This window comes from Kitasatospora sp. NPDC004799 (assembly GCF_040609095.1).
Classification (GTDB): Bacteria; Actinomycetota; Actinomycetes; order Streptomycetales; family Streptomycetaceae; genus Kitasatospora.
The window spans coordinates 1-17,982 of record NZ_JBEXJK010000036.1 but is presented as its reverse complement, the minus strand read 5'-3'; the positions used below and the strand labels follow the sequence as shown (position 1 = coordinate 17,982).

The window sequence follows — 17,982 nt, the reverse complement described above, 5'->3', positions numbered from 1 at the left end:
TGGGAACGATCTCCGGACGGTCTCTGGAACGGTTCTCTGGCCATGGTCGACGACTACGCGCAGCGCCCCGGGCAGCCCCGGCAGGACGCCCTGCTGATGGTGCCGATCGCCACGGCGCTGATCGACGCCGACGGGCGGATCCTGCACTGGAGCGGTGACGCGGAGGCACTCCTCGGGCACCGCGCGCAGGACGCGGTGGGGGCGCGGGCGGCGACGCTGCTGACCTCCGACGAGCACCGGCCGGAGGTGCTCCAGCTGTTCCGGCAGATCCTGGCGGGCCGGCCGTGGTCCGGGGTGTTCCCGGTGCGGCACCGGGACGGCCACCTGGTGGAGCTGGAGTTCCGCACCCACCCGATCCGCGGCCCCGGCGGCGCCCCGATGGTGCTGGCGGTGGCCTCCGAGGTGACCACGCTGCACCGGCTCCGGGCGGACCTCGCCCTCCTCGACGGGTTCTTCACCCAGTCCCCGGTCGGCATGGCGGTGTTCGACACCGACCTGCGCTTCGTCCGGCTGAACGAGGCGCTGGCGAACGCGAACGGCCTGGGCGTCGAGGAGCCGCTGGGCCGCCGGCTCACCGAGGTGCTGCCCAGGATCAACGGCGCCGAGTCCGAGGCGGTGATGCGCCGGGTGCTGGAGAGCGGCGAGCCGGTGGTGGACGACCTCGCGCACGGCCGCACCCCGGGCGACCCGCACCACGACCACGCCTGGTCGGCCTCCTACTTCCGGCTGAGGGACCGCGGCGGCCGGGTCCTCGGGGTGTGCGCCACGGTCATCGACATCACCGAGCGGTTCCACGCCGACGCCCGGGCGGCCCGCGCCCAGGAGCGGCTGTCCCTGCTGGTCGACGCGACCGCCTCGATCGGCACCACGCTGGACCTGCGGCAGACCGCCCGGGAGCTGGTCGACGCGATGGTGCCCAGGGTCGCCGACATCAGCGCGGTGTTCGGGCTGGAGGAGCTGGTGGCCGGCCGGAACGTGGAGCCGCCCGCGCCGGACACCCCGCTGCTGGTGCGCCGTCTCGCGATCACCACCGCCGATTCGCTCTACCCGGCCGAGGCCCTGCCGGTGGACGCCGTGTACGAGCTGCCGCCGGACTCCCCGTACACCCGGGCGCTGACCAGCGGGCGCACGATGGTGGTGCCGTCCTGGGAGCTGCCGATGCTGAGCGAGGGCATCACCGAGAGCCGCCGCCAGGCGTACCTCGGCGACCGGCCGCGCTCGGTGCGGATCACCCCGCTGGTGGCGCGCGGCACGACGCTCGGCATGGTGGTGTACTCGCGGCGCGGCGCCCGGGAGTCCTTCGCGGCGGCCGACATCACGCTCGGCGACGAGCTGGCCTCGCGCGCGGCCGTCGCGCTCGACAACGCCCGGCTGTACCTGCGCCAGCACCGGACCGTACTGGCCCGGCAGCAGGCGCTGCGCGAGGCGAAGGCCGCCCAGGAGCGCCTGGCGCTGGTCAACGCGGCCTCCGCCCGGATCGGCACCACGCTCGACCTCGCCCAGACCGCCGAGGAGCTGGCCGAGGTGGCGACGCCCCGGCTGGCCGACACGGTGGTGGTGGAGGTGCTGGAGGAGCTGGTCCGCGGCGAGCGCGCGGCGACCGCCCCGGTGGACGGCTCGGCGCTGCTGCGCCGGATGGCCTTCCACTCGGTGCGCGGCTCGACCCTGGCGCCGATCGCCCGTACCGGCAACCTGCACCGCTTCCCGCCCGGTTCGCCGTACGCGTGGAGCCTGGCGCACCGCGAGCCGGTGCTGGTGCCGCGGATGGACGAGGAGGGCCTGGCCTGGTTCGCCGACGACCCGGTGCGCCGGGCCGCCGTACGGGAGCAGAACGTGCTGTCGTTCATGGTGGTCCCGCTGATCGCGCGCGGCAATCCGGTCGGCGTGGCGGGCTTCTACCGCACCCTGGTCGAGCGCCCGTACGAGGACGAGGACGTGGCGCTGGCCGGGGAGTTGGCGGTGCGGGCGGCCGTCTCGATCGACAACGCGCTGCTGTTCACCCGCGAGCGCGACGCGGCCGCCGCCCGGCAGCGGGCGCTGGACGAGGCGTGGGCGGCCCAGCAGCGGCTGTCGCTGCTGAACGAGGCCAGCAACCGGATCGGCACCACGCTCGATCTGCACCGCACCGCCCGGGAGTTGGTGGAGGTGGTGATCCCGCGCTTCGCCGACTTCGTCACCGTGGACCTGCGCGAGGCGGTGCTCAGCGGCGAGGAGCCCGGGGCCGTCCCGGCCGAGGGCCCGGTGCTGATGCGGGCGGTGGCGGTCGGCGCCGCGGACCCGGACGGCGCCCTGGACGGGGCGTCCGACCAGGTGGGCGAGACCGCCGAGTCGGCCGGGCTGTACGCGCAGAGCCTGCGCACCGGGCGCTCGATCCTGGTCGCCGAGGTGACGGAGGCGGAGCTGCGCCGGATCGTCGCCTCGCCGGACCGGGTGCGGCCGAGCCTGGAGGCCGGGGTGCACTCGTACCTGATGGTGCCGCTGGTGGCGCGCGGGCACGTGCTGGGCGGAGCGGAGTTCGTCCGCACCCGCAACCCGGTGCCGTTCGGCCCGGCGGACCGTTCGCTGGCCGAGGAGCTGGCCGCCCGCACCGCGCTGGCGATCGACAACGGGCGGCTCTACCGCCGCGAGCGGGACACCGCGCTCACCCTCCAGCGCAGCCTGCTCCCGCAGGAGGTGCACCGCACCCTCGGGCTGGAGATCGCCTACCGCTACCTGCCCAGCAGCGTGGTCAGCGAGGTCGGCGGCGACTGGTTCGACGTGGTGCCGCTGTCCGCCGGCCGGGTCGCGCTGATCGTCGGGGACGTGATGGGCCACGGCATCCGGGCCGCCGCGACCATGGGCCAACTCCGCACGGTCGCGCGGACGTTGATCACCCTGGACCTGGACCCGGCGCGGGTGCTGTACCGGCTGGACGAGGCGACCGCGACGGTCGGCGAGGGCCAGTTCGCCACCTGCGTCTGCGTGGTGTACGACCCGGTGGACCGCCGCTGCACCGCGGCCAGCGCCGGACACCTGCCGCCCGTGGTCGCCGACACCGAGGGGCGGGCGCACCTGGTCGAGCTGCCGTCCGGCACACCGCTGGGCGTCGGCGGAGTCGCCTTCGAGAGCGCCGAGTTCACCCTCCCCGAGGAGGGCATCCTGACGCTCTACACGGACGGGCTGGTCGAGCGCCGGGGCCAGGACCTGGACGAGGGGCTGGGGCTGCTCTGCCGGACCGTCGCCGACCGGCACGGGTCGCTGGAGCAGACCTGCGACGCCGTCCTGAGCCGGCTCACCGAGACCGTCGGCGAGGACGACATCGCCGTCATCATGGCGCAGGTCCGTCCGCACGGCACGGACCGGATCGCCACCCTGCCGCTCACCGGCGACCGCGCGATGGTCGCCCACTCGCGCCGCTTCACCCGCGAGACGCTGGCCGCCTGGGGGCTCGGCGTGCTCGCCGACTGGGCCGAGCTGCTCACCAGCGAGCTGATCACCAACGCCCTGGTGCACGCCGGATCGCCCACCCAGCTGCGGCTGTACTGCAACCGGGTGCTCACCGTCGAGGTCGCCGACCGGGAGCCCGAGGTGCCGCGGATCCGCCGCGCCCGCAGCGAGGACGAGGGCGGCCGGGGCATCCACCTGGTCAACGAGCTCGCGCACCGCTGGGGCAGCCGCCGGACCCGGGACGGCAAGGTGGTCTGGTTCGAGCTGGAACTGCCGCCGGGGGCCGCGCCACCTGCGTGAACAACGGACGGTTGGCGGGCCGTCGCCGCGGTTGTTGGCCCGGCCGCCCGCCCCGGGGCTTGTCTGGTGCCACGGCGGGACGGCCCCGCCCGGACGGACCCCAGGAGCCCACCGTGCAGCACCCCGACGCCCGCACCGTCGTCACCGACTACGTCACCCTCATCGCGGCGGGCGAACGCGAGGCCGCGATCGCCCTGTTCGCCGAGGACGCCACCTGGAGCTACCCGGGCGGCCTGGCGCTCTCCCGCACCTGGCGGGGCAAGCGGGAGATCTTCGGCGACTTCCTCGGCCAGGTCGGCACCCTCTTCGCCCCCGACGGCCTGCCGGTCATCACCCTCACCCAGGTCCTCGCCGACGGCCCGCAGGCGGTGGCCGAGTGGACCACCGTCGGCACGGCCGCCAACGGCACGGCGTACGAGAACCGCTGCCTGGGGGTGTTCACGGTGACGGACGGCCTGATCACGGCCGTCCGCGAGTACCTGGACACCGACCACGTGGCGCGGACCCTGCTGGCCTGAGCGGCCGGCGCGACGGCCCGTCCTTCAGTGGGGAGTTCGGGCAGGACGGGGCGGCCGGGGCCGGCGGGTGCCGTCACGGAACGGCCGGGACCGGGCCCGGGGCGGCCAGGTCCGCCGCGCGGTAGCGACCGGAGGGCCGGCGGTCGCGGAGCAGGCCGAGCAGGACGGCGGCCACCCGCCCGGGCAGCGGCGCTCCGGAGATGTCCTCGTCCGGGCCCGCCTCCTGGAGCATCCGGGTGCGCATGCTGCCCGGGTCCACCGCCCAGACCCGCAACTCCGGCTCCTCCCGGGCGAGTACGGCGCTCGCGAGGTCCAGCGCGGCCTTGCTGGCGCCGTAGCCGCCCCAGCCCCGGTACGGCACCACGGCGGCCTCGGAGCTGATGTTCAGCACGGCGCCGGCGTGGGCACGCAGCTGGGGCAGGACGAGCTGGGTGAGCGCGACCGGGGCGAGCACGTTGACCTCGAAGGTCTCCAGCAGGCCCGGCAGCGGGAAGTCCGCCAGCCGGGGCAGCGGCTCCCCGCCGGGGCCGGGGGCGCCGTTGAGCGTCCCCGCGTTGTTGACCAGCAGGCTCGCGCCGCCGAGGTCCTCGGCGGCCGCGGCCAGGTGGGCGCGGTGGTCGTCGTCGACGACGGTGCCGGGCAGGGCGACGACCTCGGTGACGGCGGCCAGGTCGGCCGCCGCGTCGGCGAGTTCGGCCGCGCCCCGGGCGGTGACCACCAGCCGCCAGCCGTCGGCGGCGAGGGCGTGTGCGAGCGCCAGGCCGAGGCCGCGGGACGCGCCGGTGACCAGCGCGACGGGGGCGGGCCGTACCGCGTCCGTGACGGTGTCGGGTCCTGCTTCGGTGCCTTCGTTCATGCGGCCACCCTCCCGCCGCCGGGCCTCCCGGCGGATCGGCCGCCGGAACGGGACCCGACCGGACGTTGGGCCTAGTCGGCGGTCCTAGGACCCGGCCGCGGCGCCGTCGGCCCAGCCCTGCGGGTCGGTCCAGGCGGCGAGCGTGCGGCGGGTCTCGAAGCGGCGCTCGCGGCCGGTCAGCGGGTCGGTGAACTCGATGGCCGAGGCGAGCAGTTGGAGCGGGCGGCGGAAGTCGTCCGGGGCCGGTTCGGGCAGCACCACCGGGTAGACCGGGTCCCCGAGGATCGGCAGCCCGAGGCCGCACATGTGCAGCCGCAGCTGGTGGGTGCGCCCGCTCAGCGGCCGCAGCCGGTAGCGGGCGAGGCCGTCGCGGCGCTCCAGCAGGTCGATCCGGCTCTCGCTGTTCGGCGGCGCGTCGATCTCCTGCGCGGCGATCACCCCGCGCTCCTTGACGATGTGGCTGCGCACGGTGCGCGGCAGGCTCAGCGCCGGGTCGTACCCGGCGACCGCCTGGTACTCCTTGCGGATCAGGCGGTCCCGGAACAGCGTCTGGTAGGCGCCGCGGTCCTCCGGGCGGACGACGAACATGGCCAGGCCGGCGGTGAGCCGGTCCAGGCGGTGCGCGGGGCTGAGCACGGGCAGGCCGAGGGTGTGCCGCAGCCGGGACAGCGCGGTCTCGGTGACGTGCCGGCCGCGCGGGGTGGTGGCCAGGAAGTGCGGCTTGTCGACCACCACCAGGTGCTCGTCGCGGTGCAGCACGACCAGCTCGAACGGGACGCGCACCTCCTCGGGCAGGTCCCGGTGGAACCACAGGTGCGCACCGGGGCGGAACGGTTCCGCCGGGGCGACCGGGCCGTGCTCGCCGACGATCTCGCCGTCCCGGAGCGCCGCGTCGATCCGCGCGGCCGGGACGGCGGGCAGCCGGTCCACCAGGTGGTCCCGCACCGTCGGCCAGGGGCCTTCGAGCGGCAGCCGGAGGTGCACCGGGTCCACGCCGTGGCGCTGCGGGAGGGGGGAGGCCGGGCGGCGGTTCTTGCGTCTCATCTCGCGGCCCAGCGTAGTGCGCGCCGGCGCACGACCCGCCGCCGAGGTGCTGACCCGGGGCCGGGCGGGGACAGTGGACCGGAGGCCCTCGTTCCGCCGGGGGCCTCCGACCGTCCGCCGGCCTCCGGCGGACCGGCGTCCGACCCGCCTGCCGACCCGCCTGCCGGGCCGACCGATCGGACCGGCCGGGCCGACCCGCCCGCCGGACGACCGAAGCGCCGGACGACCGAACCGCCGAACAACCGATCGACCCGCCGGACCGACCAGCCGGCAGCACTGGAGGACGTGTGACCGCCGACGGCCCGGACGGGGTGCCGCCGCTGCACCTGCCGAGACGGACCCGGCTGCTGCTCTACGGCGCACTCCTGCTGCTGGTCGCCGCCGTCGTCGCCGCGCTGGCCATCGGGCCCGGGACCACCCTGGCCCCGCTGCTCGCGGTCGCCCCGGTGCTGGCCGGCGCGACCACCCGGCGGGCCCGGGTGCCGCTGCTGGTCGGCGCGGCGGCGGTGGTCGCCGTCGGGCTGCTGGAGTCGGCCAGCGACCAGCTGCCGCTCTCGGTCCGGATCAGCGTGCCGGTCACCGTCCTGGCCTCGACCCTGGCCAGCGCCGCCAGCGTCGTGCTGGTGGCGGCCCGCGAGCGGGAGCTGTTCCAGGTCCGGACGGTGGCCGAGGCCGCCCAGCGGGCCCTGCTGCGCCCGCCGCCGGAGCGGATCGGGCCGCTGCGCCTGGCCGTGCGGTACGTGGCGGCGGCCGCCGAGGCCCGGATCGGCGGCGACCTGTACGCCGTGGTGGAGACCCGCTTCGGGGTGCGCATCCTGCTCGGGGACGTCCAGGGGCACGGCCTGCCGGCGGTGGAGACGGCGGCGGACGTCCTCGGGGTGTTCCGGGAGGCCGCGCGGACCGAGCCCGACCCCGGGCGGCTCGCCGAGCGGCTGGACGCGGCGCTGGCCGCCCGGCAGTCGGACGAGGGGCGGTTCGCCACCGCGCTGCTGCTCGACGTGGCGCCGGACCGGGGGCCGGTCCGGCTGGTGAACTGCGGCCACCCGCCGCCGCTGCTGCGCCGGGCGGGGCGGGTGAGCGAGCTGGAGCCCCCGTTCCCGGCGCCGCCGCTGGGGCTGCTCGGACTCACCGGCGACGCGTACCCGGACCGGCGGTTCGACCCGGAGCCGGGCGACGTGCTGCTCCTGCACACCGACGGGGTGTCGGAGGCCCGGGACGCCGGGGGCCGGTTCTACCCGATCGCGGACCGGCTGCCCGGCCTGCACGGCGGCACCCCGGCGGACCTGCTGGACGCCGTGCTGACGGACGTCGGCGGCTGGGTCGGGGACTCCGGGCTGGCCGACGACGCGGCGGTGCTGGCGATCCGCTGGGAGCCGTGACCGGCCCGCGCGGCACCGGCCCGGCCGCGATTGTCAGTGCCGTGTGCAAGGCTCGGTTCGCGGTCGGCGGGGATCGGCCGCGGACGGTCGACGAGGGGACGGTGCCATGGGGAACAGCGCGAGCGGGTCGTTCGAGCTCACGGCCTTCGAGCCGGTGGAGACGGAGGAGCGGGCGGGTGCGGCCTTCGGGCGGGTGCGGATCGCGAAGACCTTCACGGGCGGGCTGAGCGGGGCGAGCGAGGTGCGGATGCTCTCCGTCGCGGGCCCCGACGGCAGCCCGGCCTCGTACGTCGCGGTGGAGCACGTGACGGGCGAACTGGACGGGCGCGCGGGTTCGTTCGTGCTCCAGCACACGGCCTGGGACACCACCGGGACGACGATACGCGTGGTGCCGGGCACGGGCGCGGGCGAACTGGCCGGGATCACCGGGGAGTTCCAGCTGACCGTCGACGAGTCCGGCACCCACGCCTACGTCCTGGAGTACGAGCTGGGCTGACGCCGGCCGCGGTGCGGGCGGCCGGTCGCCCGGGCCCGTCACGGCACGGGCTGGGTCGCCTCCAGCCGCTGGATCGCGGTCCGGACCGCGGTCGTGAAGCTCCAGAACAGCGGCAGGGTGCGGGCCGCCCAGTCGGCGGGGGTCTTCCCGCCCTGGACGAACATCGCGGTCCGCAGCTCGGTGGTCGTCTCCAGCTGGGCGCCCATGCCGAGCAGGCTGCGGTTGCAGATGTTCTCCGGGGAGGCACCCGCGATCTCCTCCCTACCGGAGGCGGTCACGGCCCGGACGCCCGCCGCCGCGAACTCCTCCATCAGGAACCGGCGGAAGTCGGGGTTCAGGCCGCCGACCAGGACGGCCCGGGCTCCGGGTTCGACGCCGGCCCGGGCGGTGGAGCAGCCGTGCAGCGACAGCACGTTGAGGCTGCCGGCGCACATCGCGCGGGCCACGACGTCGTCGCAGCGGGTCGAGGTGACGTGCAGCTCCCGGTTGTTCGAGGAACGCAGGCCCTCGAACATCCAGAAGTCGTACGTCGGCCCGGCGGCCGGGGGCGGGGCGAGGTCGGCCGGGTGGTAGCCGGCGACGGCCAGGCACAGTTCGGAGGTGCCGCCCTCGATGCCGCCGCCGTGCGGGGCGATGACGGTGGTCCGGACGAACGGCGTACGGTGCCGCGGGCTCCGGTCGTCGATCAGGTGCCGGCGGTAGCGGCGGCCGTAGTCCACGCCCTCGACGACGGCCGGGTCGGCGTAGAGGGCGCTGTTGGAGGGGTAGAGGTCGTCGGCGCTCGCGGGGGTGCTCCCCACGGCGGCGCCGAGGGCGCTGACGGCCGGGGCCCCGGCGAGCGCGGCGATCACGGTACGACGGTTGATCACGGTCACGGACCAGGAGAGGAGGTGGGAGATCGAGGGAGTCACGGCGGGGCCGTCACCGGGTCGACGCCGTTGCGCGCCGGGAGCGGCCTGATCGTGTGACACCGGCGCGACGGCCACGTGCCGCGCCCACGATCAGGTCTCCATGCTGTCACGATGATGCGATCAGTGCATGATCGGCATCGGAGGGTGACGCATGCCCGGCGCGACGGCAGATCGTACGACGGCAGGGGTCGCGGGCGTGCGGACGGTCGGGCAGGTGGTCGGCCGGCTGCGGGAGATCGGGGCGGGACTCCCCCCGGCCGACGGGGTGGCGGTCTTCAACCGGATCTACCTCACCGTGACGGAGGCGGTCCGCGACCGGCTGGGCAGCGGGTACTTCGCCGACCCGCCGGCGGTGGCCGCGCTGGACGTGCTGTTCGCCCGGCGGTACCTGCGCGCCGTGGCCGCCGACGCGGCCGGGCGGGAGCCACCCGCCTGCTGGCGGCCGCTGTTCGCGGTGCGCGCCCACCCGGGGGTGCACCCGCTCCAGTTCGCGCTGGCCGGGATGAACGCCCACATCCAGCACGACCTGCCGCTCGCCGTCGTGGAGGCCTGCCGCCGCCGGGGCTGCGAGCCGGCCGGGATCGCGGCGGACTACCACCGGGTCAACGGGGTGCTGGCCGAGGTGGAGACGGCCGTCCGGGAGCAGCTGATGCCCGGGCCCGACCTGCTGGAGCGCGCCGAGCCGCTCACCCACCTGGTGGGCGCCTGGTCGGTCGGGGCCGCCCGGGAGGTCGCCTGGAGCGCCGTCGAGGCGCTGTGGGAGCTGCGGCACCTGCCGGGCGCCGCCCGCGCCTTCGCCACCGCGCTGGACGGCTCGGTCGGACTGCTCGGCCGCGCCCTGCTGCTCCCGCTCGGATCGCCGCTGCCCCTCGGATCGACGCTGCCGCCCGGGCCGCTGCCGCCCGGACCGGACGGCGGGCCGGGCACGGGACAGCACAGCGAACCGACCCCCACCCGGACAGCCCCCGCGACGGCCGCGGCCGCCCGGCTCCCCGAGGCGAGGAACCGGACGGCCGGCGGAACGGACGCGGTCGCGGGCGCGGGCGCGGACGCCGACCCGGCAGGCGCGGGCGCCGGCCCGGGCGCCGGCGGCGATCAGGCCCAGCTGGAGTGCAGCGGCTTGCCCTCGGCGTAGCCGGCCGCGCTCTGGATGCCCACGATCGCCTTCTCGTGGAACTCCTCCAGGCTGCTGGCACCCGCGTAGGTGCAGGAGCTGCGGACACCCGCGATGATCGAGTCGATCAGGTCCTCGACGCCCGGGCGGGCCGGGTCGAGGAACATCCGGGAGTGCGAGATGCCCTCCTCGAACAGGGCCTTGCGGGCCCGGTCGTACGAGGAGTCCTGGGCGGTGCGGTTGCTCACCGCGCGGGCCGAGGCCATGCCGAAGCTCTCCTTGTACTGGCGGCCGTCGGCGTCGGTCTGGAGGTCGCCCGGGGACTCGTAGGTCCCGGCGAACCAGGAGCCGATCATCACGTTGGAGGCACCGGCGGCCAGCGCCATCGCGACGTCGCGCGGGTGGCGCACGCCGCCGTCGGCCCAGACGTGCTTGCCGAGCCGGCGGGCCTCGGCGGCGCACTCCAGGACGGCGGAGAACTGCGGCCGGCCGACGCCGGTCATCATCCGGGTGGTGCACATGGCGCCGGGGCCGACGCCGACCTTCAGGATGTCGGCGCCCGCCTCGACCAGGTCGCGGACACCGGCGGCGGAGACCACGTTGCCGGCCACGATCGGGATCCGCGGGTCCAGGGAGCGCACCGCGCGCAGCGCGTTGATCATGGATTCCTGGTGGCCGTGCGCGGTGTCGACCACCAGCACGTCGGCCCCGGCCTCGATCAGCGCCTTCGCCTTGCCCGCGACGTCGCCGTTGATGCCGACGGTGGCGGCGATCCGCAGCCTGCCGGCCGCGTCCACGGCCGGGGTGTACAGGGTGGCGCGCAGCGCGCCCTTGCGGGTGAGGATGCCGACCAGTCGGCCCTCGCCGTCCACGACCGGGGCGAGCTTGCGGTGCGCCTCGGTGAGCTTCTCGAAGGCGGCCCGCGGGTCGATGCCCTCGTCCAGCACCAGCAGCTCGCGGGACATGATGTCGGCCAGGCTGGTGAAGCGGTCCACGCCCTGGCAGTCGGACTCGGTGACCACGCCGACCGGCCGGCCGTCCTCGACCACCACGAGGGCGCCGTGCGCGCGCTTGGGCAGCAGCGAGAGCGCCTCGGCCACGGTGGCGCCCGGGGCGAGCGTGATCGGGGTGTCGAAGACCAGGTGGCGCTGCTTGACCCAGGACACGACCTCGGCGATGACCTCGGTGGGGATGTCCTGCGGGATGGCGACCAGGCCGCCGCGGCGGGCGACGGTCTCGGCCATCCGGCGGCCGGCGATGGCGGTCATGTTGGCCACCACCAGCGGGATGGTGGTGCCGGTGCCGTCGTTCGAGGAGAGGTCGACGGCCTGCCGGGAGCCCACGGCGGAACGGCTGGGGACCATGAAGACGTCGTCGTACGTCAAGTCGTACGAGGGCTTGAGGTCGTTCAGGAAGCGCATGAAGAAGGGCTCTCTGGCTGGGGGGATACATCTCGGGTGCGGTTGCGGCGATGCCGCCGGAGCGCACTCGGGCGCCCGGCACCCAGCGTTCGATTCTCCGGGAAGGACGGGGCCAAAAGCCAGTTCGAGGAGCATTGCTGGGGCTGTGCACAATCCGTGATGAATGCTCCGCGCGTAGACATGGAGGATCGTCCAAAGAGCCCTCGCGACGTCCGGTTTTCGCCCCGGTCCGGACCGCTCCCGTAGCATTCACGCGGTAACGGGCATGGCTTCACGCGTGTGGGCGTGGCGAAACGGGAAAGCGGCAGCAGGCGTGAGCATCGGGCAGACGGACATCGAGCGGGACCAGGTCGAGCAGGATCAGGTCGAACAGGACCGCACCGAGCGGGACCGGGTCGAGCAGGACCGCACCGGGCAGGACCTCGTCGAGGCGGCCGAGGAGGAGATCGACTACGGCCCCGGCCTCGACCCCGAGCGGCTGAGGCTCTGCCTGGAGGTGCTCGCCGAGCTCGACGAGCTGCACGTGGACCACCCGGACGCGATCACCGTCCGCAAGGCCGTCGGCGGCATATTCCGGACCCTCAAGCAGCGCCGCCGCCAGGAGACCCGGGCCCGCAAGACCGCCAACGACCGCGCGGTCACCGCCCGCACCGCCACCGGCGCACCCACCCGGATCGACGACGAGACGGCCGGCGCCTTTGGCCTGACCACCGTCACCACCACCGAGATCGCCGGCATCCTGGAGCGCCCGCGCTCCTGCTACACCTGCAAGCAGCGGTACGTCGAGGTCGACGCCTTCTACCACAACCTCTGCCAGGACTGCGCGGTCAGGAACCGCGCCCGCCGGGACGCCCGCGCCGACCTCACCGGCAAGCGCGCGCTGCTCACCGGCGGCCGGGCCAAGATCGGGATGTACATCGCGCTGATGCTGCTGCGCGACGGCGCCCACACCACCATCACCACCCGCTTCCCGAACGACGCGATCCGCCGCTTCACGGCGATGCCGGACAGCGCCGAGTGGCTGCACCGCCTCAAGATCGTCGGCATCGACCTGCGCGACCCGGCCCAGGTGATGGCGCTGGCCGACGAGGTCGCCGCCGACGGCCCGCTGGACATCCTGATCAACAACGCCGCGCAGACCGTGCGCCGCCCGCCGGAGTCCTACCGCGAGCTGGTCAACGCCGAGTCCGCACCGCTGCCGGCCGGCGAGCTGCCGCAGTCCACCACGATCGGCCGCTTCGGCAGCGGCAGCGTCGACCTGCCCGCCCTCCCCCAGCAGGCGAGCAGCGACGGGCAGCGGATCACCGCCGAGGACGTCACCTCGCTCGCCCTGGTCACCGGTTCCGCCACGCCCGCCCGGATCGCGGCCGGCACCGCGATCGACGCCGGCGGCCTGGTGCCCGACCTCGCGGACACCAACAGCTGGGTGCAGACCGTCTCGGAGGTGGGCCCGGTGGAGCTGCTGGAGGTCCAGCTCTGCAACTCCACCGCGCCGTTCATCCTGATCAGCCGGCTCCGCCCGGCGATGGCCGCCTCGAAGTCCCGCCGCAAGTACGTGGTCAACGTCTCCGCGATGGAGGGCGTGTTCTCGCGCGGCTACAAGGGCGCCGGCCACCCGCACACCAACATGGCCAAGGCCGCGCTCAACATGCTCACCCGCACCAGCGCGCAGGAGATGTTCCAGTCCGACGGCATCCTGATGACCGCCGTCGACACCGGCTGGATCACCGACGAGCGCCCGCACCCGGACAAGATGCGGCTCGCCGACGAGGGCTTCCACGCCCCGCTCGACCTGGTCGACGGCGCGGCCCGGGTGTACGACCCGATCGTGCGCGGCGAGGCCGGCGAGGACCTGTACGGCTGCTTCCTCAAGGACTACGAGCGCGCCAACTGGTAACCGGCTGAAGGAGATGGCGAGTTGACCACAGCACCGACCGCACCGATGCTCGGCGCCGGGATCGTCGTGCCCACCGGGGACGGCCGGGTGCTGATCGGCCGCCGGATCACCGCCGGCGAGCCGCCCACCTGGAGCCTGCCCGGTGGGAAGGTCGACCCCGGCGAGTCCTTCGAGCAGACCGCGGCCCGCGAACTCGCCGAGGAGACCGGCATCGTGCTGCCCGCCGAGCGGATGCGGGTGCTCGCCGTCCACCTCGACCACGAGCTCGGCCGGCCCCGGCTGACCGCCGCCGTGCTGGCCCCGCCCAGCCTGGCCGAGGCCGCGGTCACCGAGCCGCACGCCTGCGCCGGCTGGGAGCGCTTCCCGGTGGACGCGCTGCCGGAGCCGATGTTCTACCCGTCCGCGCTGGTGCTCGGCAGCTGGCTGCCGGGGCTGGACGTGGTGCGGGCGGACGGAACGCACGGCTACCCCGTCGCCCGCTGAGGCCCGCCCGCTCGCCGGGGCAGCGTCAGTTCCCGTACGGGCGCGGCCCCGGACACAGGCACGGGCCGGCGCAGGACACGGCGCAGGCAGGGGGTGACCCCACGACCACCCCCTGCCCCGTACCTCGACCCGACGCCCCCACGGTCGACCGGGCCACGGCCGCGCCCAGGCACAGGGGGCGCCGCCACGTCCCAGCCTGCCGGGGCGGGCGGGTGATTCCGAGGGCCGAACGTCCCGGATGCGGGGCCGAGTGGCCCGGGCGGTCCTACGGACGCGCACGACTCTTGTGCGCGGGGGCCCGGCGGGTGGACATTGGGGCGGAACCTCCCCGCGTCCCCGCGCCCCTGAGGAGCCCTCACCGTGTCCAGCACACCCCGTCCGGCCCGGCCCGCACCGCCCCCGCGGCGCGTCGGCCGACGGCTGCGGCGGGCGCTCGGTTCCCGGCACGAGCCGCTCGTCCGCCCCGTCGACCGCTCCCGGGCCCGCGCCTGGCTGTCCGCCGTGCTCGGCGCGGTGCTGGCCCTCGCCCTGGCCGCGGGCGGCGCCCTGCTCCTCTACCGCGCCACCGCGCACGAGGCCGACGCCGACGCCGACCGCGGACGGCTGCGCCAGGTCGAGGCCGTGGTCCGGAGCGTCCCGAACCACGGGGCCACCGCCGCCGGCAGCCGCTTCACCGGCGGCTACGGCACCCGGATCGACGTCGACGCCGCGTGGACCGCCCCCGACGGCACCGAGCGCCTCGGCACCGTCCAGGCCCCGCACTCCGCCGTCGTCGGCAGCCGCGTCCCGCTCTGGGTCGACCCGGCCGGCGCCGCCTCCGATCCCCCGCTCGACCGGGCGGCCCTGGCCGTCTCCGCCGCCTGCACCGGCGCCGGCGCCCTGCTCACCCTCCTGGCCCTGCTCGCGCTCGCCCTCCGCCTGCGCCTGCACGCCCTCGACCGCCGCGCCGAAGCCGCCTGGACCACCGACTGGGCCCGCCTCGAACCCCTCTGGAGCGGCCGCGCCGGCCAGCGCCACGAGGACTGACCCGCCGCCAGGGCCACAGGCCCCGATGCCGCATCGGGCGGCGTCCGCCCCGGCCGCTTCCTCGTTCGGCGTACGCTCCGGCTGTCGATCGGGTGGGTGGCGCCGCAAGGGTCGGGTGTGGGTTGATCCGGGTGAGATCCCCTACGTCGAAGCGGTGGAACGGATGGGCCGCTGGGTCCGCCGGCGGCCGGAGGGGTCGATCGCCGATCGGCCGGCCCTCCTCACCCATCCGCCGGTGATCACCTGCAGTGCCCGGACGCCGCGTCACGAGCTGCCCGTGCGGGCCGGAATCCCGCTGGTCGAGGTGGACCGAGGCGGCCAGGCGACCTACCACGGCCCCCGGGCAGCTGATCGGCTACCCGGTGGTCGACCTCCGCGAGCGCGGCCCCGGGGACATCGTGCGCCGGCTGGAGGAGGGCTTGACCGGCGCCCTCGACTCGCTGGGCCTGCGGGCCGCCCGCCGGGACACCCCGCCCGGGGCCCAGAGCCTGGTCGGGGTCTGGACGCCGGACCACCGGAAGGTCGCGTCGATCGGCACGAGGATCCGCGGCGGCGTGACAAGCCACGGGTTCGCGCTGAACATCGCACCCGGCCTGAACGCGTTCTCGGCGTTCACGGCCCGCGGACTGCCCGAGGTCGCCATGACCTCCCTCGCGGAGACGGCCGCCGCCACGGGCAGGGCCGCACCCGCCGAAGGAGCGGTACTGGACGCGGTGGCCGCCGCGCTGGGGGCGGTCCGACGCCCCGGAAGCCGACTCGCCCCGGGTGGCCGCGCGCCACCCGGTCAGCGGGGGCGGGTCCAGGCCGGGGACGGAACGGGCTTGGCGGCGTGGTGGGTGAGGGCGGCGACGGCGAGCAGGAGGGTGAGGGCCAGGGCGAGGGCGACGGGGACGTCGGTGCGGAGGACGAGGAGGGCGCCGAGGAGGGCGCCGGCGAACATCCAGACCGCGGAGGCGAGGCGGCGGGCGCCGGTGCGGTCGGCGGCGAGGGCGGTGATGGTCATGGTGAGCACGGTGGTGGTGAGGTCGGGCACCTTCAGCGCGCGGACCACCGCGTTCTGGCCGCCCATGGCGAAGCCCAGCAGCCCGATCAGGGTGTAGCGGGCCGGGTCGGCGGTGTGGCCGGCCGCGGCCGCCAGCGCGGTGGCCGCCGCGACCAGCGCCGACTGGACGGCGACGGCGGCGGTCAGCAGGTGCCCGCGGTGTCCGGGCAGCCGGCGGGCGAGGTGACCGCCGGCCAGGGCGCCGAGCAGGAAGGCGGCGAGGGCGGCCAGCGAGGCGGTGGCGGAGAGGTTGGCCGCGCCGGCCAGGGCGAAGCCGAGGAACACCACGTTGCCGGTCATGTTGGCGACGAAGACGTGCCCGAGTTCGAGGTAGCTGACCGCGTCCACCACTCCGGTGACCACGGTCAGCACCAGCAGCATCGGGACCAGCGGCCCGTGCTCGGGGTCCGGGGTCGGCATCGGTCCTCCAGTCGGTTCGGGCGGGGTACGGGCAGGGCGTCGACGGCGGACCGTCCGCACCGCCCCGTCAGGCGAGCGCCGGGTTCCCCGGGTCCTCGGGTTCGTCCTCCAGGTGCCAGTGCAGGTCCCGCACACCGGGCTCCAACGACAGCCGGGTGACGACCTGTTCGAGCGCCGGGGCGACCTGACCGGTGATCGCGACGGTGGCCCGCAGGCTGGTGGCGTCGCCGCTGTCGGTGCGGCGGGCGCGCAGGCCGGTCGGGGCGAGCCCGGAGGCGGCGAGGGCCTGGAGCAGCAGGGCCCGGATGTGGGTCTCGGCCTTGCGGTCGCACTCCAGGTGGACGGTGGCGCGGCTGGTGGAGTCCGGGTCGCTGCCGGACTGCGGGGCCCGGTCGAGCAGCCGGCCGGCCGGGCGCAACACCAGGTGGACGACGAGCACGGCGAGCGTGCCGAGGACGGCGAACTCCAGCTTCCCGGAGGCGGCCAGCACCCCGACGGCGGCCGAACACCACAGCGTGGCGGCGGTGTTGAGGCCGCGGACGCCGGCGCCGTCGCGCAGGATGACGCCACCGCCGAGGAAGCCGATGCCGGAGACGACGTACGAGGCGACCCTGGTGGGGCTGCCCGCGTCGCCGACGGCCTCGCTGTAGAGCACGAACAGGGTGGCGCCGGCGGCGACCAGGGCGTTGGTGCGCAGGCCCGCCATCCGGGCCCGCCACTGGCGTTCGACGCCGATCAGCGCGCCGCAGGCGACGCCGGTGGCGAGCCGGACCAGGAAGTCGGCGGTGGTCAGGGTGTGCACGACGGCACCTCCTTCGACGGGGCAGGCGGGGGCAGTCGGGGCGGATGGGTGGTGCGGGTGGTGCGGCGCCGGGGCCGTGGGCCGTGGGCCTTCCCGAGCCTAGACCGGCCCCGAACCGCCCCGGCCGGTTTCGACCCCTTCCTCGACAGCTTTGTAGAAGTTTGACCGAAGTCGACCACCTCCGATCCAAGCCGCCGGAAGTCGTCCGGGCCACCCGGGAACCGCCCCGCCTTGCGTCACGTCTTCCGGCATATATAGTTCACCGACATATGCAGTTGAGCAGCTCACGAGGGGGAAGTGTGTCCCACACCGATCCGACCCGGCCCGCGCCCGTCCTTCGCCTGGCCGACGTCACCCGCGTGCACGGGCGGGGCGCCGCCGAGGTGCACGCCCTGCGCGGCATCGACCTGGCCGTCCACCCGGGCGAGTTCGTCGCCGTCATGGGCCCGTCCGGCTCCGGGAAGTCCACCCTGCTGACCCTGGCCGGCGGGCTGGACCAGCCCAGCGACGGCGAGGTGCTGGTCGAGGGGGTCGCGCTCGGCGGCCTCGGCCGCGGCAAGCTCGCGGACCTGCGGCGCCGTTCGATCGGGTACGTCTTCCAGGACTACAACCTGATCCCGGCGCTGACCGCCGCCGAGAACATCGCCCTGCCCCGCGAACTCGACGGCGTCCCGGGCCGCCGGGCCCGCCGGGAGGCGCTGGCCGCGCTGGAGGAGCTGGGCATCGGCGAGCTCGCCGACCGCTTCCCCGACGACATGTCCGGCGGCCAGCAGCAGCGGGTGGCGATCGCCCGTGCCCTGATCGGCGAGCGCCGGCTGGTGCTCGCCGACGAGCCGACCGGCGCCCT

At 75.6% G+C, this 17,982-nt stretch carries 15 protein-coding genes; 9 read left to right on the top strand and 6 right to left on the bottom strand.

Annotated features, from left to right (window positions below; translation table 11 throughout):
* The first annotated feature begins 42 nt into the window (after positions 1-42).
* Both ABZW03_RS07745 and ABZW03_RS07740 read left to right on the top strand, forming a co-directional pair.
* On the top strand, positions 43-3,726 hold the full coding sequence (locus ABZW03_RS07745; protein ID WP_355253645.1) for a SpoIIE family protein phosphatase: 3,684 nt from the start codon (positions 43-45) through the stop codon (positions 3,724-3,726).
* A 113-nt stretch (positions 3,727-3,839) separates the two neighbouring features.
* Positions 3,840-4,244, top strand: a complete 405-nt coding sequence (locus ABZW03_RS07740) for a nuclear transport factor 2 family protein (RefSeq protein ID WP_355253643.1) — start codon at positions 3,840-3,842, stop codon at positions 4,242-4,244.
* 73 nt (positions 4,245-4,317) lie between these two features.
* On the opposite strand, the gene ABZW03_RS07735 is transcribed toward ABZW03_RS07740, so the two are convergent.
* Positions 4,318-5,100: an SDR family oxidoreductase gene (locus ABZW03_RS07735; protein ID WP_355253641.1), complete on the bottom strand. Its 783-nt coding sequence runs from the start codon at positions 5,098-5,100 to the stop codon at positions 4,318-4,320.
* Between the two features lie 84 nt (positions 5,101-5,184).
* Positions 5,185-6,144, bottom strand: a complete 960-nt coding sequence (locus ABZW03_RS07730) for a pseudouridine synthase (protein WP_355253639.1) — start codon at positions 6,142-6,144, stop codon at positions 5,185-5,187.
* A gap of 287 nt (positions 6,145-6,431) precedes the next feature.
* Between ABZW03_RS07730 and ABZW03_RS07725 the strand changes: the two genes are divergently transcribed.
* Positions 6,432-7,523, top strand: coding sequence for a PP2C family protein-serine/threonine phosphatase (locus ABZW03_RS07725; protein ID WP_355253637.1), 1,092 nt, complete (start codon positions 6,432-6,434; stop codon positions 7,521-7,523).
* Positions 7,524-7,629: 106 nt separating this feature from the next.
* The gene (locus ABZW03_RS07720) at positions 7,630-8,019 is read left to right on the top strand and encodes a DUF3224 domain-containing protein (RefSeq protein WP_355253635.1); all 390 of its coding nucleotides are present in this window, start codon (positions 7,630-7,632) and stop codon (positions 8,017-8,019) included.
* Positions 8,020-8,057: 38 nt separating this feature from the next.
* On the opposite strand, the gene ABZW03_RS07715 is transcribed toward ABZW03_RS07720, so the two are convergent.
* On the bottom strand, positions 8,058-8,930 hold the full coding sequence (locus ABZW03_RS07715) for a poly-gamma-glutamate hydrolase family protein (protein ID WP_355253633.1): 873 nt from the start codon (positions 8,928-8,930) through the stop codon (positions 8,058-8,060).
* A 196-nt stretch (positions 8,931-9,126) separates the two neighbouring features.
* On the opposite strand from ABZW03_RS07715, the gene ABZW03_RS07710 reads away from it, so the two are divergent.
* Positions 9,127-10,065, top strand: coding sequence for a DUF5995 family protein (locus ABZW03_RS07710; RefSeq protein WP_355253631.1), 939 nt, complete (start codon positions 9,127-9,129; stop codon positions 10,063-10,065).
* Here ABZW03_RS07710 and ABZW03_RS07705 read toward each other — a convergent pair.
* Positions 10,026-11,465, bottom strand: coding sequence for a GuaB1 family IMP dehydrogenase-related protein (locus ABZW03_RS07705; RefSeq protein WP_355253629.1), 1,440 nt, complete (start codon positions 11,463-11,465; stop codon positions 10,026-10,028). The two genes, ABZW03_RS07710 and ABZW03_RS07705, sit on opposite strands and share 40 nt — an antisense overlap.
* Positions 11,466-11,910: 445 nt before the next feature.
* Here ABZW03_RS07705 and ABZW03_RS07700 point away from each other — a divergent pair, with 445 nt between their 5' ends.
* The 3 genes from ABZW03_RS07700 to ABZW03_RS07690 all read left to right on the top strand — a co-directional run bounded on the left by ABZW03_RS07700 (position 11,911) and on the right by ABZW03_RS07690 (position 14,871).
* Entirely contained in the window at positions 11,911-13,362 is a 1,452-nt protein-coding gene (locus tag ABZW03_RS07700; protein WP_355253682.1) for an SDR family NAD(P)-dependent oxidoreductase, read from the top strand.
* A 21-nt stretch (positions 13,363-13,383) separates the two neighbouring features.
* Complete coding sequence (locus ABZW03_RS07695; RefSeq protein WP_355253627.1) at positions 13,384-13,845, top strand: NUDIX domain-containing protein; 462 nt, start codon at positions 13,384-13,386, stop codon at positions 13,843-13,845.
* Between the two features lie 360 nt (positions 13,846-14,205).
* Positions 14,206-14,871: a DUF3592 domain-containing protein gene (locus ABZW03_RS07690; RefSeq protein WP_355253625.1), complete on the top strand. Its 666-nt coding sequence runs from the start codon at positions 14,206-14,208 to the stop codon at positions 14,869-14,871.
* A 784-nt stretch (positions 14,872-15,655) separates the two neighbouring features.
* Here ABZW03_RS07690 and ABZW03_RS07685 read toward each other — a convergent pair.
* Positions 15,656-16,333, bottom strand: a complete 678-nt coding sequence (locus ABZW03_RS07685) for a YoaK family protein (protein WP_355253623.1) — start codon at positions 16,331-16,333, stop codon at positions 15,656-15,658.
* A 67-nt stretch (positions 16,334-16,400) separates the two neighbouring features.
* Positions 16,401-17,135 (bottom strand): MgtC/SapB family protein, encoded by a 735-nt coding sequence (locus ABZW03_RS07680; protein WP_355253621.1) that lies wholly within the window; start codon positions 17,133-17,135, stop codon positions 16,401-16,403.
* A gap of 299 nt (positions 17,136-17,434) precedes the next feature.
* Here ABZW03_RS07680 and ABZW03_RS07675 point away from each other — a divergent pair.
* Positions 17,435-17,982 (top strand): ABC transporter ATP-binding protein (locus ABZW03_RS07675; protein ID WP_355253619.1); only part of this gene is annotated, 548 nt, incomplete at its 3' end.

Coding starts and splice junctions, on each gene's coding strand:
- ABZW03_RS07745 (WP_355253645.1), top strand. CDS start 43: ATGGTCGACGACTACGCGCAGCGCCCCGGGCAGCCCCGGCAGGACGCC.
- ABZW03_RS07735 (WP_355253641.1), bottom strand. CDS start 5,100: ATGAACGAAGGCACCGAAGCAGGACCCGACACCGTCACGGACGCGGTA.
- ABZW03_RS07730 (WP_355253639.1), bottom strand. CDS start 6,144: ATGAGACGCAAGAACCGCCGCCCGGCCTCCCCCCTCCCGCAGCGCCAC.
- ABZW03_RS07720 (WP_355253635.1), top strand. CDS start 7,630: ATGGGGAACAGCGCGAGCGGGTCGTTCGAGCTCACGGCCTTCGAGCCG.
- ABZW03_RS07705 (WP_355253629.1), bottom strand. CDS start 11,465: ATGCGCTTCCTGAACGACCTCAAGCCCTCGTACGACTTGACGTACGAC.
- ABZW03_RS07685 (WP_355253623.1), bottom strand. CDS start 16,333: ATGCCGACCCCGGACCCCGAGCACGGGCCGCTGGTCCCGATGCTGCTG.